Here is a 15,890-nt window from a genome sequence, read left to right on the forward strand (position 1 = left end):
AGCGAATACTGGGTTAACTGCGAGGGATGGAAAGTAGCTAGTTGATTTTTTGCTCGTGGCCCGCCCAGGCCTCCTCACGCAGCTCATTCTTGCGCACCTTGCCAGTGGAGGTGCGGGGAAGCTCGTCCAGAATCCGTACATCACGTGGCACCTTATAGCCCGCGATGTGGGCACGGCAGTGGGCGATCACGGCCTCTTCCACCGCGGACTGATCCGTACCATGAGCCTCCGGGCGCAGCACCACATACGCGCGTGGGCGCTCGCCCCACTTTTCATCCGGCACGCCGATCACAGCGCAGTCGGAGACATCCGGATAGCTAATAACGGCCTGCTCAACCTCGATGGTGGAGATGTTCTCGCCGCCGGAAACCACCACGTCCTTCGCTCGGTCCATCAGCTGGATATAGCCATTGGGGTGCATCACGCCCAGGTCGCCGGTGTGGAACCAACCGCCACGGAAGGCATGTGCAGTGGCCTCTTCGTTGTTGAAGTACCCGGCCATGATGCCGTTACCGGTCAGCACAATCTCACCCAATGTCGCACCGTCGGCGGGTACGTCGATAAGTGCCTCGTCCTGGCCTTCCGTCGGCTCGATCACGCGCACATCCTCGTTGGTAATGGACGCCACACCCTGACGCGCCTTCAGCACCGCGCGACGGCGAACCGTCATGTCCTCCCACTCGGGTTGTGCCTCGCAGACGGTAAACGGGCCGTAACTTTCGGTCAGACCGTAGACGTGCGTGACTTCCACGCCGATGTTCTCGCAGCGGGTGATGGTCGTCGGGCTCGGAGGTGCGCCTGCTGTGGTCACGCGCAGGTTTGTTACCCGGCGTTTGTTTTCGTCGTCTACCAGGGTGTTTAGTACGGCAGGTGCGCCACACATAGCGGTCACGCCCTCGGTACGGATGAGTTCCCACATCTCCGGGCCACGAACCGCGCGCAGCGCCACTTGGGTTGCACTGACGGCCATAGCTGCCCAGCCCGTGCACCAGCCGGAACAGTGGAACATCGGCAGGGTTCACAGATACACCGTGTCGTGGCTGAAGTGCTGCGTGTGCGCCTGCCCCAGTGCGTTCAGGTATGCGCCGCGGTGGGTGTAGATCACGCCCTTCGGCTTGCCGGTTGTGCCGGAGGTGTAGTTAATCGCGATGGTTTCGTTCTCGTCACGCACGCGGTAGGGAAGAGGCTCTTCATCGCGATGCTCGGCCAGGTACTCACTAAAGGTCGTTACTAGTGACGCCCCTTCGGGGTCAGTAGCTGGGCTATCAACCTGGGGCTCCACGCCTTCCTTATTGGCGATGTACACCGCGCGGCGGAGTTTCCTTTCTCCGGAAGCGAGGATGGGGTCGATCAGTTCCTTTTCTCCAATGAGCACGTCGATGGAGGCGTGATCGAGAATGTAGTTGACTTCCGCCGGAGCCAGACGGGTATTGATCGGTACGGTCACTGCACAGGCCAGCGGCACGGCGAACTGTGCCAGCAGAGCCTCGTAGCTATTGGCGGCGAGAATGCCTACACGATCGCCTTCGGCCACGTGGTCGGCGATCAGTGCGTGAGCAAAGGCTTGCGTATCTTGGTTGAACTCCGCAAAGGTGATTCGGCGTGGCCCGTCGATCGCGGCTACCTTGTCCGGGCGAACCTGGGCAGAACGCTGCAGAAAGCGCAGGGGAGTAAGTGGTGCGTTAAGGCCGTGTTGCGATGCGAAAGTCATGCCCGAGACTGTAATTTAGATCACTCCCGCGCGAGGCGAAATCATTAAAACAGATGGACTTAGAACTGCCTGCAGGTGCCCTCATTAAAGCGTGCTGCGCCAGGGGTTCTTGGTATCGATGAGGAACTTCTCGACATCCGCCGGGCGTGCCCGCAGGGTGGGGTCGAAGGCTAAGTACGCCTTGGTTTCTCGGGCGATGAGGCCGGAGAGGATCAGCAGACCCACCAGGTTCGGTAGTGCCATCAGGCCATTGGCAATATCTGCGAAAGTCCATGCCAATCCGATCTCTGTGGTCGCGCCAACAAAGACCACACAGGTAAACAGCATGCGATAGGGCAGGGAAGCCCAGGGGCCAAAGGCCCGCTCTGCGTTGCGCTCGCCATAGTAGGACCACCCCAGGATGGTGGAGAAAGCGAAGAAGACGATGGAGAGGGAGACGATAGTGCCGCCCCACTCCGAGCCGATGCCCTTGCTGAACGCCTGAGCTGTCATGTTGGCCGCATTGTCCTCACCGGTATCCCACACACCGGTGGTGATGATCACCAGGCCGGTCATCGTCACCACAATGATCGTGTCGATAAAGGTCTGAGTCATAGACACCAGGCCTTGACGCACGGGGTGGGTGGTCTTTGCCGCTGCAGCGGCAATTGCAGCCGACCCCATGCCCGACTCATTGGAGAAAATGCCACGAGCCACACCCATTTGCATAGCCAGCAGGATCCCCGAGCCTAGGAATCCACCGGTTGCAGAGGTTCCCGTAAAGGCGTCACTAAAAATAAGTCCGAAAGACGCCGGGATTTCATTGGCGTGCAGCGTCAGCACCACAAGGCCACCGCCGATATAAATAAGGATCATGAGTGGCACGAACGCCGAGGTGACCTTACCGATCGAGCCAATGCCGCCCAACAGTACCGCACCCACGAGCACGAACATCACCGCGCCGGTGACCGTGGGGCTGACATCAAAGGTATCTTCCAAACCAGCGGCAACTGCATTGCCCTGTGTCAGGTTGCCGATACCAAAGGAAGCGATGATTGCCGCGATGGTGAAGAACCACGCGAGGAATTTTCCGAGTCCGCCGGGAATACCTAGCGACAGGTAGCGCTGCGGGCCGCCGGATACGTTGCCCTTTGAATCGGCAACGCGGAAACGCACACCCAGGAATGCCTCCGAATACTTCGAAGCCATGCCCACCAGGCCAGTAACCCACATCCAGAACAGTGCGCCGGGACCACCGACAGAAATTGCAGTGGCCACACCCACAATGTTGCCCACTCCCACGGTCGCAGCCAGGGCAGTGGTGAGCGCCTGGTATTGGGTGATGTCGCCCTCCCCGCCCTCGTCATCGCGGTCGATCAGGCCGTGCCGCAGCGCTACCCACAGTTTGCGGAATTGCACACCACGCAGGCGGAACGTGAGCCAAAGTCCGGTGAGAAGCAGCAGTGGGATGAGCAGCCACTGGCTCCACACAAACTTGTCGATCGAATCCAGAACGTTCTGGAGGTTCTCCGCGAATGAAACGTCTTGCATGAACTACAGACAGTACGCCGGTAGCGGGGAGAGATGAAACGGTTTCCAAAAATTCCTCGATAGGTTCCGCGTTGCGGTTACCCGTTGTTAAAGAGTCATCAAGGGGGCGTTTTTCGGGTGCAAGCGCGCTGAAAAACGGTGCAGAATCGGGCACCATAAATATTGAGCACAAAAATTTGCTTTAAGGCACCACTGCTTCAGGCACCGACCGAAGGATTAAAAATGCACCCACGCGCTGGCCAGCCCGCCACCCCCGAAGACCTCACCGATATCCCAGCCCTGCTCGAGGCCTACTCCGCTACGGTTCCAAACTTGGCTGATCCGGGACAGCGCGTCAGCTTCGGCACCTCCGGTCATCGCGGTAGCGCCTTCGATGGAGCCTTTAACGAGGCACACATCCTGGCAACCACCCAGGCCATCGTCGATTACCGCCGCGAGCAGGGAATCAACGGTCCAATTTTTATTGGCCGTGACCCGCACGCTCTATCTGAACCGGCCGAGGCTACCGCGCTGGAGGTCCTGGCTGGTAACCGCGTGACGGTCAAGGTGGATCAGGAACGCGGTTTTGTGCCCACCCCGTCTGTCAGCTTCGCGATCCTGGAGTACAACAAGCAGCTGCCCGGTGGGCCGGAAGGCAACGACGCTGGCCGCGCCGACGGTATTGTCGTGACTCCCTCTCACAACCCGCCACGTGACGGCGGCTTCAAGTACAACCCGCCGACCGGTGGGCCTGCGGATACCGACGCCACCAGCTGGATTGCCTGCCGTGCCAACGAATACCTGGACGCAAACCTCGCTGGCGTACTGCGTTCCACTTCCACCGAACTAGTGGAGAGCCACAACTACCTGGGCAACTATGTTGCCGCTCTGCCGGAGGTTATCGACATCGAGGCTATCCGCAACGCAGGCGTGCGCATCGGCGCCGATCCCATGGGTGGTGCCTCCGTGGCGTATTGGGAGCGTATCGCTGATGTGCACGGCCTCGATCTCACGGTCGTTAACCCCACCATCGATCCCGCCTTCGGTTTCATGACCTTGGACTCTGACGGCAAGATCCGCATGGATTGCTCTTCGCCGTCCGCGATGGCCTCGCTGGTCGATTCTGTCGCAGGCGCCGGCGGGGCTTCCTATGACATCGCTACTGGTAATGACGCCGACTCCGACCGCCACGGAATCGTCACCCCAGACGCAGGCCTGATGAACCCAAATCACTACCTTGCCGTGGCCATCGAATACCTCTTTAGTCACCGTGAGAACTGGCCGCAAGAGGCCGCCGTGGGCAAGACCCTGGTGAGCTCCTCGATGATTGACCGCGTTGTGGCTCGTATGGGACGCAACCTGATGGAGGTTCCGGTCGGGTTCAAGTGGTTCGTGCCGGGGCTGGTCAATGGATCCGTGGGCTTTGGCGGAGAAGAATCCGCAGGTGCTTCCTTTCTACGTCGCAACGGGCAGGTCTGGTCCACTGATAAGGACGGCATCATCGCTGACCTGTTGGCGTCCGAAATTAAGGCAACGACCGGCAAGAGCCCTTCAGAGCGTTATCGGGAGCTGGCCGAGGAACTAGGCGCGCCGCAGTACAAGCGCATCGATGCCCCGGCCAACCGTGAGCAGAAGGAGCGTCTGAAGAAGCTCAGCGCCAACGACGTAGAAGCAACCGAATTGGCGGGGGAGAAGATCGAGTCGATCTTGACGGAGGCTCCAGGCAACGGCGCGGCTATTGGGGGAGTGAAGGTGACCACCGAAAACGCTTGGTTTGCCGCCCGCCCAAGCGGTACGGAGGACAAGTACAAGATTTATGCTGAGTCCTTTAACGGTGCCGACCACCTGGAGAAGGTGCTGGAGGAGGCGCAGGTTGTCGTGGATGGCGTGCTGGGCTAGACCCACAACATTGGGGCGGCCTTTTCCCTGGGGCAATCGCTGCAGGTTTGCGTAAAATCACGGGGTCGATTCAGTGTTTTGCCAGACTCTTGCGATACCCTCATGCGCAGTAGACACGTCACCATTTCGGAAAGGAACACTCGGTGAGCCAAAAGATTAAGGCCCCTAATGCATCTAAAGGGGGCAACGGCTTCCTGTGGGGAATCATTGCAATTCTCGTCATTGCGGCTGTAGCCATTGGTTTCATTGTGTACAACAACCAGAAGCACAAGGTCGATAACATCAGCCTGCCGAACGATGAGGTAAAGGTGAAGATGACGGCCAAGGACAGCATCGTCACCCTGGAAGCAGAGAATGCAGGCGACAACGTGCCGACCGTCGAGGTCTTCGAGGATTTCAGCTGCCACTACTGCGCGCAGCTGGAGACTGCCTCTAGCGACGATGTGAAGAAGGCACTGGAAGACGGCAAGGTGAAGGTGAAGTTCCGCTTCCTGAACTTCCTGGATCGTGGCGACGAGTCCGGTCCTTCCACCCGTGGTGCGGCTGTCGCCTGGGCAGTGGCAAAGACTGGTGACGTGGATGCGTTTTGGAACCTCCACCGCCTGATGATGGAAGAGCAGTCCACCGTTACCCGTCAGTGGGAGTGGGACGATCTGGCTAACGCTGCAGACAAGATGGGCGTCGACGGCGGCGTGGTTGAGAAGATTCGTGACAAGTCCGTTAAGGACGAAGGCGCGAAGATCTCCCGCGAGAATGACAAGGAAGTCGAAAAGCGAGAGGGTGACGTCTCCTCGCCATTGCTGTACAAGAATGGCAAGCGCTTCGACCCGCCGATGAATCCGGATGAGACTTTGGGCTCCTGGGTTCCGACTGTGCTGGAAGGCAAATAGCGCTCAAGCGATTGCTACCCCAGCGCAACCAGGCGATTTGGAGAAGTTAATTCCAGTGTTGTAGCTTTAACACCGTTCGCTTCACAGGGATTTAGAAGTAAATCGCCTGGTAGGCAGCGGGGCTATGGCGCAGCTGGTAGCGCACCACACTGGCAGTGTGGGGGTCACGGGTTCGAATCCCGTTAGCTCCACTGGATTCCAACCCCCGGTCTTCACCGACCGGGGGTTTTGTTGTATCTGTCACCGCTGGAAAAGGGGAGTAGCGCGCACAGCGTGCTAATCTGTTCTCAATGGAAATCGCCCAGCTCAGGGAGCTTACCGAGGTGAAAGGGCTCCGCTGTGGCTGTCTCAACTACCGCTTCATAGCAACGATGCGGTTCGAGACAGGTGTGGGCGTCACAAACAATCAGAGAGAAAACTCATGAACGGTCTAGGAGCGACGAAGCGCTTCGGTATTACCTTCCTGGTGCTATCCACGATCGGGCTGATCTTCTCCGCCTTGATCATGCACGACAAGCTGCAGATGGCGCTGAACCCCGACTTCAAGCCAGCCTGCACCTTCAACGAGGTGATCTCGTGTACGGACGTGATGGCCTCGGATCAGGCATCTGCGTTCGGGTTCGCCAACCCCTTTATCGGTCTGATTGGTTTTCCGGTGATGATGACCTTGGCCGTGATACTCATCGTCGGCGCGAAGCTCCCGCGCTGGATGTGGTACTGCACGCTGGCGGGGTTGGCGCTGGGCGTGGTGTTTGTGCACTGGCTGGCCTATGCGGCGATCTACTCCATCGGCGCGCTTTGCCCTTATTGCATGGCGGTGTGGGCGGCGACGTTGCCAATGTTTGTGATGACCTTGGTGCACATCCTGCGTGAACAGCGTCGTGAAGCGGGGGAGGACGTTCCTCACTCCGCACTGGGAATGCCACTGCTGGTAATTGTGGCTTGGTTCCTAGCCTTCACCGCACTGATTCTGGATCAGTTCGTGTTCTAACTAGTCTGCCTGCCACCAGTCGTCGTGGGGAGCAACCGGCAGGTGCCGCTTGTGACGCGACCGGAACCACAGGCCTTCGATGTGCTCAGCGACCTGCGGATCTAGGTCTGCGGCACCATTGGTGCTTTCCAAGTAATCGTCAAGCTGTGTGTATGTCACACCGAGCGCCTCTTCGTCCGGCAGAGCGGGACGATCTTCTTCCAGGTCGGCGGTGGGGACTTTCTGCCAGGTGCTATCGGGGGCGCCGAGGTGCTGCAGTAGGGCTGCGCCCTGTCGCTTCGTGAGCCCCGCCAGTGGCGTGAGGTCTGCCGCACCGTCGCCGTGCTTGGTGTAGAACCCCGTGATTGCCTCTGCTGCATGATCCGTGCCTACAACCAATCCGCCGAGTTCCCCGGCGAGCGCATATTGTGCGATCATGCGCTCGCGCGCCTTAATATTGCCCTTGTTGAAGTCGCTGACGTGCGAAATGCCGAGGGCCTCGCTCGTTGCTCGCGCTGCTTCGTCAGTGGCACCCTTAATGTTGACGGTGACGCCCATACTCGGTGCGATAAACTCCAGCGCAATCTGTGCGTCGTCCTCGTCTGCCTGGACTCCATAGGGCAGGCGCACGGCGCAGAAACGGTATGGCTGATCGGCAGCTTGGTCCTTGGCGGCCTGTTCATTGAGGCGATCACATGCTAACTGGCATAGCTTGCCTGCGAGCGTGGAGTCCTGGCCGCCGGAGATGCCCAGCACTAGGGTTCGGGTGCGTGTGGCCTGCAGATAGTTGGCGATGAACTGCACACGACGTTCCACTTCAGCGGCCGGGTCGATAGTGGAGCGAACCCCCAGTTCTTCGATAATGCGCGCGTGCAGAGGGCGCGCATTCGCGGTGTGGGAGGGGCTGGGGATGCCGGTGGACTTTTCAGGTGAAGGGCTCATGCCTTCCGATGCTAGACCGTCCGTCAGCTTATGCACTTATTTGGTTTTGAGTGAGTCGGTGGGTAGACTCATCGTTTGTGTTTGTGCCGGGCGGCATAAGCGGGTTTTTAGCCTGCGTTGCCTGGCGATGTAAAGAAAGTCGATGAGGAAAGGAGCGCCCGATGAAGGTCCGCAAGTCCCTTCGGTCGCTGAAGAACAAGCCGGGCGCTCAGGTCGTTCGTCGCCGCGGTAAGGTCTACGTGATCAACAAGAAGGAACCTCGCTTCAAGGCTCGCCAGGGCTAAAGCCAGAGGGTTCCACCTTCCCCCCCGTCTTTTCGTTTCAGTGCTCGCGCACTGTTGCGTGAGGCGGGGGATTTTTATTGCTTGGGGGTGGCAAAGATATGGCTTGAGGGGCTTTTGCCAGCTCATAGATGGGTTCTCTGTTTGGCGTAATCCATGCTTTGAAATTACATGCATGTTTTTCATGTGGCTAGATGTAGTGGTGGGAAAATCTACCACCTGCGAATACTCAACTTGTAACTACTAGATGTAGTGTTCAGTGATTAATTGCGACCCAAAATGTTGTGTTTTTGCGGTTGTCTTACACGCTTGTGATGTGTAGTCTTAAGCAAGTCAACGAGGGGCGCGGTACATAAGCCCCGCCAGACGTACACTGACGAAAACCTACACCGATAGCGCCCACAGAAATCATTGTCGCCGGGCCGAACAATCCGAAGTATTTTTGAAGTATTCAGGAGAATGACAGCCACCATGATCACCGTCTACACCAAGCCCGCCTGTGTTCAGTGCAACGCCACCAAGAAGGCTCTCGACAAGGCCGGTCTTGATTACGAACTCGTGGACATCAGCCTCGACGATGAAGCTCGCGACTACGTCATGGCGCTGGGCCACCTGCAGGCACCTGTGGTTGTTGCCGGCGAAGATCACTGGTCCGGCTTCCGCCCCGATCGCATTCGCACCCTGACCGCAGAGGCCGCCTAATCTGCGTGCCAATTGCCTTCACCATCCCCGGTGGAGGCTCTTTTTAGCGCACCACTGACTATGCGCATTGCTGTTTAGGATGAGGCTCAATGCTGATCACGTATTTTTCCTCCACGACAGAGAACACTCACCGCTTTGTACGGAAGCTCGGTCTACCTTCTAGTCGCATTCCACTTAAGCGTAGCGACGCCCCCCTGCTGGTCGACCAACCACATGTCCTGATAGTGCCAACGTATGGCGGGGGAGCAGGGATGACAGGAGAGTTTTCGCGCCCAGTGCCGAAACAGGTGATCAAGTTCCTCAATGTGGAGCAAAACCGTAAGTGGCTGCGTGGCGTGATCGCCTCCGGCAACATCAACTTCGGAGCTGACTTCGGAAAGGCCGGGGAGGTGATCTCCGCCAAGTGCCAAGTTCCCTATCTATATCGCTTTGAACTGATGGGAACCGAGGAGGACGTCCAAAGGGTGCGTGCAGGCTTAGCGGAGTTCGAGACTTCTTTGCGAAACGAAGGACGCTGGGAGTTAGCAAGCTGACACAGCGGGTTGAAAACCCAGCGGAGTAAGAGCTCCGCATCCGCCCCGCGCATGTCCGGGGCACTGATTAGAATCGAAACGAATATATAGGCGCGAATAGACTTTCTTAGCGCGAGTTTTTGAGGAGAACACAAAACACATGACTGGCACCGAGATTGGAAAGACCGTCCAGGAGCCCGTTGACCAGCGGGAGCAGCTGGATTATCACGCTCTGAACGCAATGTTGAACCTGTACAACGACGCGGGAGAGATCCAGTTCGACAAGGATCGTGAGGCTGCTAACCAGTACTTCCTGCAGCACGTGAATCAGAACACTGTGTACTTCCACGACTTGGAGGAGAAGATCAAGTACCTCGTGGACAACGAGTACTACGATCCTGCGGTGTTGAATCAGTACGAGTTCAGTTTCGTAAAGTCCCTGTTTAAACAGGCTTATGCCAAGAAGTTCCGCTTCCAGTCCTTCCTGGGCGCGTACAAGTACTACACCTCCTATACGCTGAAGACCTTCGACGGACGCCGCTACTTGGAACGTTTCGAAGACCGCGTATGCATGGTCGCATTGGGGCTAGCAGCAGGGGATACCGAGTTGGCGTCGAACCTCGTCGACGAGATCATGGACGGACGCTTCCAGCCTGCAACGCCCACCTTCCTCAACATTGGCAAGAAGCAGCGCGGAGAGCCGGTGTCCTGCTTCCTCCTGCGCATTGAGGACAACATGGAGTCGATTGGCCGATCCATTAACTCCGCGCTGCAACTATCCAAGCGCGGCGGTGGCGTAGCACTGTTGCTGTCGAATGTGCGCGAGGCCGGTGCGCCGATTAAGCACATCGAGAACCAATCCTCCGGCGTGATCCCCGTGATGAAGCTGCTGGAAGATGCCTTTAGCTACGCCAACCAGCTGGGTGCCCGTCAGGGTGCCGGCGCGGTATATCTCCACGCACACCACCCGGATATCCTGCGCTTCCTGGACACCAAGCGCGAGAATGCGGATGAAAAGATCCGTATTAAGACGCTCTCTCTGGGAGTGGTCATCCCGGATATCACCTTTGAGCTGGCCAAGCGCAATGACGACATGTATCTGTTCAGCCCGTACGACGTTGAACGCGTCTACGGCAAGCCATTTGCCGATGTCTCCATCACCGAGCACTACGAGGAGATGGTGGAGGATCCGCGCATCCGTAAGTCCAAGATCAATGCGCGCGCGTTCTTCCAAACGCTGGCGGAGATCCAGTTCGAGTCGGGCTACCCGTACATCATGTTTGAGGACACGGTGAACAAGGCCAACCCGATCGAAGGTCGTATCACGCACTCCAACCTGTGCTCCGAAATTCTGCAGGTTTCGACCCCATCGGAGTTCAACGCTGATCTGACGTACAAGACCATCGGCGATGACATCTCCTGCAACCTGGGCTCCATGAACATCGCGAAGGCCATGGACTCTGCGGACTTCTCTAAGACCATCGAGACTGCGATTCGCGGCCTGACCGCAGTGGCAGATCAAACCTCCATTGACTCGGTTCCTTCGGTTCGCCAGGGTAACGACAACTCCCACGCCATTGGCCTGGGACAGATGAACCTGCATGGCTTCCTGGGGCGCGAGCACATCCACTACGGTTCAGAAGAAGCTCTGGACTTCACCAATGCGTACTTCGCAGCAGTGATGTACGAAGCTCTGAAGGCATCCAACAAGATCGCCCAGGAGCGTGGCGAGAAGTTCCACAACTTCGAAAACTCCGATTATGCCAGCGGCGAGTTCTTCGACCGCTACGATCCGGCGGAGTTTGCACCGAAGACGGAGCGTATCCGCCAAATCATCGGCAACTCCAGCATCCAGGTGCCAACCGCGCAGGACTGGCAACAGCTGAAGGACGATGTGCAGGCTCACGGTCTATACAACCGCAACCTGCAGGCTATTCCGCCGACGGGTTCCATCTCCTACATCAACAACTCCACGTCCTCGATTCACCCGATCGCCTCCAAGATCGAAATTCGTAAGGAGGGCAAGATCGGTCGTGTGTACTACCCGGCTCCGTACATGACGAACGACAACCTGGAGTACTACGAGGACGCGTACGAGATCGGCTACGAAAAGATCATCGACACTTACGCAGTCGCGACGAAGTACGTGGATCAGGGCCTATCGCTGACCCTGTTCTTCAAGGACACCGCCACCACGCGCGACATCAACCGTGCGCAGATCTATGCGTGGCGCAAGGGGATCAAGACGATCTACTACATCCGCCTCCGCCAGACGGCCTTGACCGGCACCGAGGTTGAGGGCTGCGTGAGCTGCATGCTCTAAGTGGGGAGGGGAGCGGCCTGCTCTAGGTGGAGGGCGGCCTCCACCGAGCATGAAAAAGCCGACTGGGAGGAATCCCAGTCGGCTTTTGTTATTGGCCGTTGAGTGGCCTTGTTAATGGTTGCTAGCGGTTGCCCAGCTCTGCGTCGATGCGCAGCAGGCCGGAACCATCGTTGCCCACCAGCTTGATGCGGTCGATGATGTTGCTTACTGTAGCTTCCTCCTCGATCTGCTCCTCCAGGAAGAAGTTCAGCAGGTTGCGGGAGTCAATGTCGCCAACCTCGTCGGCGGTCTTCACCAGATTGCGGATCAGTGCGGAGACCTTACGCTCGTGCTCGAGGGAAGCCTCGAAGGCATCCAGCGGGGTGGAGATCTTCAGGGAAGGCATCTCAACAGTCTCGATGTCCACGCGCGCGTCGCGGTCCAGCAGGTGCTGTGCGAACTTCTGAGCGTGCTCGCGCTCCTCATCGGCCTGTGCCTGCATCCAGCTGCTCATGCCGTCGAAGGAGAGGCGGTCCAGCTCATAAGCCAGCTGGGTGTAAACCAGCGCAGCCTGGTGCTCGGCGGTGACCTGTTCGTTCAATTGCTTCTGAAACTTCTCGTTGATTTCCATGCAGCTCACCGTACTCAGGGTTTATCCAATCGGCTAGCAAACGCAGGCTACCCTTATATTATCAATGCAGGTCAGAGCCTATTGTATAGTCGGTGAGGCTGTCTTTACTTAGGTTGCCCTGTAAACCAATCCTGACGTGCTCTTTAGGTAGTGACGCCCCCAGCTCCGGGCTGAAATCGGCTCCAGCGCGCGCTGAGGGCGTCATTAAGAAAGACCCCCCAAAATGGGGGTGGCGGCCGAGGGGTAGGCGCGTCGCGGAAACGGGGTAACATGGGGCGAAGTGCACAAGCTGAGGGACAGCAAGAAAATCAGCACGTTCTGTGAGAAGGAGACACGTAAGCGATGAGTGCGCACGCACCCCACACTCCCGTACACCGCGTCGACGGCGATCCGGTATCTGCCATCAACTGGAACAGCATCCCAGATGACAAGGACCTGGAAGTGTGGGATCGCCTCACTGCCAACTTCTGGCTACCCGAAAAGGTGCCACTGTCCAACGACGTCCCCAGCTGGTCCACACTAAATGACATGGAGAAGCAGGCCACCATGCGTGTGTTCACCGGCCTGACCATGCTGGATACGATTCAGGGCACAGTTGGTGCAGTAAAGCTGATCGAGGATGCTGCCACTCCACACGAGGAAGCCGTCTTTACGAATATCTCCTTTATGGAGAGCGTTCACGCGAAGTCTTATTCCTCTATCTTTATGACGCTGGCCTCTACGCCTGAGATTAACGACGCCTTCCGTTGGTCCGAAGAGAATGAGAAGCTGCAAAACAAGGCAAAGATCATTCTCGACTTCTATGAGGGCGACGATCCGATGAAGAAGAAGATTGCCTCTGTGCTGCTGGAGAGCTTCCTCTTCTACTCCGGTTTCTACCTGCCGATGTACTGGTCTTCGCATGCGAAGCTGACCAACACCGCAGACATTATCCGCCTGATCATCCGCGATGAGTCTGTGCACGGTTACTACATTGGCTACAAGTACCAGCGCGCACTGGAGAAGGAGACCCCGGAGCGCCAGGAGGAGTTGAAGGAGCACACCTTCGACCTACTGCTGGAGTTGTACGACAACGAGGCACAGTACACCGAGGATCTTTATGACGATCTCGGCTGGACAGAGGACGTCAAGCGCTTCTTGCGCTACAACGCAAACAAGGCGCTGAACAACCTGGGCTACGAAGGGCTGTTCCCGGCGGACGAGACTCGTGTGTCTCCGGCGATCCTCTCGGCTCTGAACCCGGGTGGCGACGAGAACCACGACTTCTTCTCCGGTTCTGGTTCCTCTTATGTAATAGGTAAGGCCGAGAATACGGTCGACGACGATTGGGACTTCTAAACAGCGACTTCTAAACAGCGAGGCAGCACCCCCGAAAACGTGGGTTCTGCTGCTTTGGCCTCGTCCCGGGCTATTGAAAATCGCAGTAACGGGATACTATGTAAACATTCTGTGTCCGTTCTGGTCGGTTATTGACGAAATCGACCACGCGGGAACGGTGCAGACGAAACATTCTTTTGGGTGGCTTGCCTGAAGGATCCTGTGAGTTAGCTAGAGCTTGCAGGTGAATAAAGGCAGGTCACGCGTAGTCAGGAGGAAGAATATGACCGCAGTAGCGCCAAGGGAAAGCCATGAGGTTTCCCCGGCTCGGCCTGCGCCTTTCGGTGAGGTGCCACGTGGCAACCTCGCATGGAAGATGCTGACCACGACCGACCACAAGCTCCTGGGCATCATGTACCTAATCATGTCCTTCACCTTCTTCATGATTGGTGGCTTGATGGCCCTGTTGATCCGTATTGAGCTCTTCGAGCCGGGTCAGCAATTCCTGTCCAACGAGCAGTTCAACCAGCTGTTCACGATGCACGGCACGATCATGCTGCTGCTGTACGGCTCTCCGATGGTGTTCGGTTTCGCGAACTACATCATGCCGCTACAGATCGGCGCCCCTGACGTGGCTTTCCCCCGTCTGAACGCCTTCGGCTTCTGGATGACCACCGCTGGTGGTGTCGTGATGCTGCTCGGCTTCCTGACTCCGGGTGGTGCAGCAGACTTCGGTTGGACGATGTACATGCCGCTGGCAGACGTTACGCACTCTCCGGGTGTGGGCTCTGAACTGTGGATCCTGGGTGTCGGCGTCGGTGGTATCGGTACCATCGCCTCCGCCGTGAACATGATCACCACCATCCTGTGCCTCCGCGCACCGGGTATGACCATGTTCCGCATGCCGATCTTCACCTGGAACATCTTCGTTACCTCTCTGCTGGTTCTGCTGATCTTCCCGCTCCTGACCGCAGCTGCACTTGGTGTGTTCTACGACCGCAAGCTGGGTGGCCACATCTACGACGCCGGCAACGGTGGCGCTATTCTGTGGCAGCACCTCTTCTGGTTCTTCGGTCACCCTGAGGTGTACGTCCTGGCACTGCCGTTCTTCGGTATCGTGTCTGAGGTTTTCCCGGTGTTCTCCCGCAAGCCGATGTTCGGCTACGTTGGCCTGGTGTTCGCAACCCTGTCGATTGCTGCACTGTCCATGGCTGTGTGGGCACACCACATGTTCGTGACCGGCGCCGTGCTGCTGCCGTTCTTCTCCTTCATGACGTTCCTGATCGGTGTGCCGACCGGTATGAAGTTCTTCAACTGGCTGGGCACCATGTGGAAGGGTCGCCTGACCTTCGAGACCCCGATGGTCTTCGCCATTGGCTTCTTCGCCACCTTCCTGTTCGGTGGTCTGACCGGTGTTATGCTGGCCTCCCCGGCGCTGGACTTCCACGTTTCGGACTCCTACTTCGTGGTCGCTCACTTCCACTACACCTTGTTCGGTACCGTGACCTACGCTTCCTTCGCAGGCGTTTACTTCTGGTTCCCGAAGATGACCGGGCGCATGCTGGACGAGAAGCTTGGCAAGATCCACTTCTGGCTGGTCACCATCGGCTTCCACACCACGTTCTTGATTCAGCACTGGCTGGGCAACATGGGTATGCCGCGTCGTTACGCTGACTACCTGCCGACCGATGGTTTCACGACCCTGAACCAGGTCTCCACCGTGGGTGCCTGCATCCTGGCGATCTCGATGATCCCGTTCCTGTGGAACGTGTTCAAGTCCTACCGCTACGGCGAGGTCGTTACCGTGGACGATCCGTGGGGCTACGGCAACTCCCTGGAGTGGGCAACCTCCTGCCCGCCGCCGCGCCACAACTTCACCTCCATGCCTCGTATCCGCTCCGAGCGTCCGGCGTTCGAGTTGCACCACCCGCACATGGTTAAGCGTATGCGCGACGAGGCTCACGTCGGTCGCCACTTCTAAGTGCACCGTCTGGTGACGCCACCTCACCTCTGCAACTGCCCAGCGCAGTCGCTAGGTGCTTGGCGGCCGAGCAGGTAGAGGCTGCAATACCGCTTCCTGCTCTGGAAGTCGCACACTGAATCCACACCCTAACTACGCAGGGTGTGGATTTTTGTATGTCCGCAGGTTTAGTGAAAGCCCTCGGAAGCTCCATGGCTCAGAGGGAGAAGCTGGAGGAAGCATGTCGTTAGATCGGGAATCTGT

The 15,890-nt window shown here is 57.9% G+C and carries 12 protein-coding genes, 1 tRNA gene and 1 pseudogene; 10 read left to right on the top strand and 4 right to left on the bottom strand.

Annotated features, from left to right (window positions below; genetic code table 11):
• Nucleotides 1–37: 37 nt before the first annotated feature.
• Nucleotides 38–1,711, bottom strand: a pseudogene (locus AC06DS_RS05245) (AMP-binding protein).
• Nucleotides 1,712–1,795: 84 nt separating this feature from the next.
• Nucleotides 1,796–3,241, bottom strand: coding sequence for an alanine/glycine:cation symporter family protein (locus AC06DS_RS05250; protein WP_477100112.1), 1,446 nt, complete (start codon nucleotides 3,239–3,241; stop codon nucleotides 1,796–1,798).
• Nucleotides 3,242–3,463: 222 nt separating this feature from the next.
• On the opposite strand from AC06DS_RS05250, the gene pgm reads away from it, so the two are divergent.
• The 4 genes from pgm (at nucleotide 3,464) to AC06DS_RS05270 (ending at nucleotide 7,000) form a co-directional block, all read left to right on the top strand.
• On the top strand, nucleotides 3,464–5,119 hold the full coding sequence (pgm, locus tag AC06DS_RS05255; RefSeq protein WP_477100113.1) for a phosphoglucomutase (alpha-D-glucose-1,6-bisphosphate-dependent): 1,656 nt from the start codon (nucleotides 3,464–3,466) through the stop codon (nucleotides 5,117–5,119).
• 143 nt (nucleotides 5,120–5,262) lie between these two features.
• Nucleotides 5,263–6,009, top strand: a complete 747-nt coding sequence (locus AC06DS_RS05260) for a DsbA family protein (protein ID WP_293791909.1) — start codon at nucleotides 5,263–5,265, stop codon at nucleotides 6,007–6,009.
• 118 nt (nucleotides 6,010–6,127) lie between these two features.
• Nucleotides 6,128–6,200: transfer RNA gene (locus AC06DS_RS05265), tRNA-Ala, on the top strand.
• A gap of 230 nt (nucleotides 6,201–6,430) precedes the next feature.
• Nucleotides 6,431–7,000 (top strand): vitamin K epoxide reductase family protein, encoded by a 570-nt coding sequence (locus tag AC06DS_RS05270; protein WP_477100114.1) that lies wholly within the window; start codon nucleotides 6,431–6,433, stop codon nucleotides 6,998–7,000.
• Here AC06DS_RS05270 and nadE read toward each other — a convergent pair whose 3' ends face one another.
• On the bottom strand, nucleotides 7,001–7,921 hold the full coding sequence (gene nadE, locus AC06DS_RS05275) for an ammonia-dependent NAD(+) synthetase (RefSeq protein ID WP_477100115.1): 921 nt from the start codon (nucleotides 7,919–7,921) through the stop codon (nucleotides 7,001–7,003).
• 161 nt (nucleotides 7,922–8,082) lie between these two features.
• Between nadE and ykgO the strand changes: the two genes are divergently transcribed.
• The 4 genes from ykgO (at nucleotide 8,083) to nrdE (ending at nucleotide 11,739) form a co-directional block, all read left to right on the top strand.
• Nucleotides 8,083–8,205 (top strand): type B 50S ribosomal protein L36, encoded by a 123-nt coding sequence (gene ykgO, locus AC06DS_RS05280; protein ID WP_005511141.1) that lies wholly within the window; start codon nucleotides 8,083–8,085, stop codon nucleotides 8,203–8,205.
• Between the two features lie 468 nt (nucleotides 8,206–8,673).
• Nucleotides 8,674–8,904 (top strand): glutaredoxin-like protein NrdH, encoded by a 231-nt coding sequence (nrdH, locus tag AC06DS_RS05285; RefSeq protein ID WP_034984644.1) that lies wholly within the window; start codon nucleotides 8,674–8,676, stop codon nucleotides 8,902–8,904.
• 89 nt (nucleotides 8,905–8,993) lie between these two features.
• Entirely contained in the window at nucleotides 8,994–9,437 is a 444-nt protein-coding gene (gene nrdI / locus AC06DS_RS05290; RefSeq protein ID WP_034984600.1) for a class Ib ribonucleoside-diphosphate reductase assembly flavoprotein NrdI, read from the top strand.
• 139 nt (nucleotides 9,438–9,576) lie between these two features.
• Complete coding sequence (nrdE, locus tag AC06DS_RS05295; RefSeq protein ID WP_080719465.1) at nucleotides 9,577–11,739, top strand: class 1b ribonucleoside-diphosphate reductase subunit alpha; 2,163 nt, start codon at nucleotides 9,577–9,579, stop codon at nucleotides 11,737–11,739.
• A gap of 121 nt (nucleotides 11,740–11,860) precedes the next feature.
• Here nrdE and AC06DS_RS05300 read toward each other — a convergent pair whose 3' ends face one another.
• A complete protein-coding gene (locus AC06DS_RS05300; protein ID WP_477100116.1) occupies nucleotides 11,861–12,349 on the bottom strand; it encodes a ferritin in 489 nt (162 codons plus the stop codon).
• Nucleotides 12,350–12,691: 342 nt separating this feature from the next.
• On the opposite strand from AC06DS_RS05300, the gene nrdF reads away from it, so the two are divergent.
• The gene (gene nrdF / locus AC06DS_RS05305) at nucleotides 12,692–13,687 is read left to right on the top strand and encodes a class 1b ribonucleoside-diphosphate reductase subunit beta (protein ID WP_034975901.1); all 996 of its coding nucleotides are present in this window, start codon (nucleotides 12,692–12,694) and stop codon (nucleotides 13,685–13,687) included.
• Nucleotides 13,688–13,949: 262 nt separating this feature from the next.
• On the top strand, nucleotides 13,950–15,647 hold the full coding sequence (gene ctaD / locus AC06DS_RS05310; RefSeq protein ID WP_293791874.1) for an aa3-type cytochrome oxidase subunit I: 1,698 nt from the start codon (nucleotides 13,950–13,952) through the stop codon (nucleotides 15,645–15,647).
• Nucleotides 15,648–15,890 lie beyond the last annotated feature (243 nt).

The sequence above is a fragment of the Corynebacterium sp. TUM25015 genome (genome assembly GCF_056393505.1).

Excerpts from the sequence above, each read along its gene's own strand:
- AC06DS_RS05250 (WP_477100112.1), bottom strand. The coding sequence starts at position 3,241 with ATGCAAGACGTTTCATTCGCGGAGAACCTCCAGAACGTTCTGGATTCG.
- pgm (WP_477100113.1), top strand. The coding sequence starts at position 3,464 with ATGCACCCACGCGCTGGCCAGCCCGCCACCCCCGAAGACCTCACCGAT.
- AC06DS_RS05270 (WP_477100114.1), top strand. The coding sequence starts at position 6,431 with ATGAACGGTCTAGGAGCGACGAAGCGCTTCGGTATTACCTTCCTGGTG.
- nadE (WP_477100115.1), bottom strand. The coding sequence starts at position 7,921 with ATGAGCCCTTCACCTGAAAAGTCCACCGGCATCCCCAGCCCCTCCCAC.
- ykgO (WP_005511141.1), top strand. The coding sequence starts at position 8,083 with ATGAAGGTCCGCAAGTCCCTTCGGTCGCTGAAGAACAAGCCGGGCGCT.
- nrdH (WP_034984644.1), top strand. The coding sequence starts at position 8,674 with ATGATCACCGTCTACACCAAGCCCGCCTGTGTTCAGTGCAACGCCACC.
- nrdI (WP_034984600.1), top strand. The coding sequence starts at position 8,994 with ATGCTGATCACGTATTTTTCCTCCACGACAGAGAACACTCACCGCTTT.
- nrdE (WP_080719465.1), top strand. The coding sequence starts at position 9,577 with ATGACTGGCACCGAGATTGGAAAGACCGTCCAGGAGCCCGTTGACCAG.
- AC06DS_RS05300 (WP_477100116.1), bottom strand. The coding sequence starts at position 12,349 with ATGGAAATCAACGAGAAGTTTCAGAAGCAATTGAACGAACAGGTCACC.
- nrdF (WP_034975901.1), top strand. The coding sequence starts at position 12,692 with ATGAGTGCGCACGCACCCCACACTCCCGTACACCGCGTCGACGGCGAT.
- ctaD (WP_293791874.1), top strand. The coding sequence starts at position 13,950 with ATGACCGCAGTAGCGCCAAGGGAAAGCCATGAGGTTTCCCCGGCTCGG.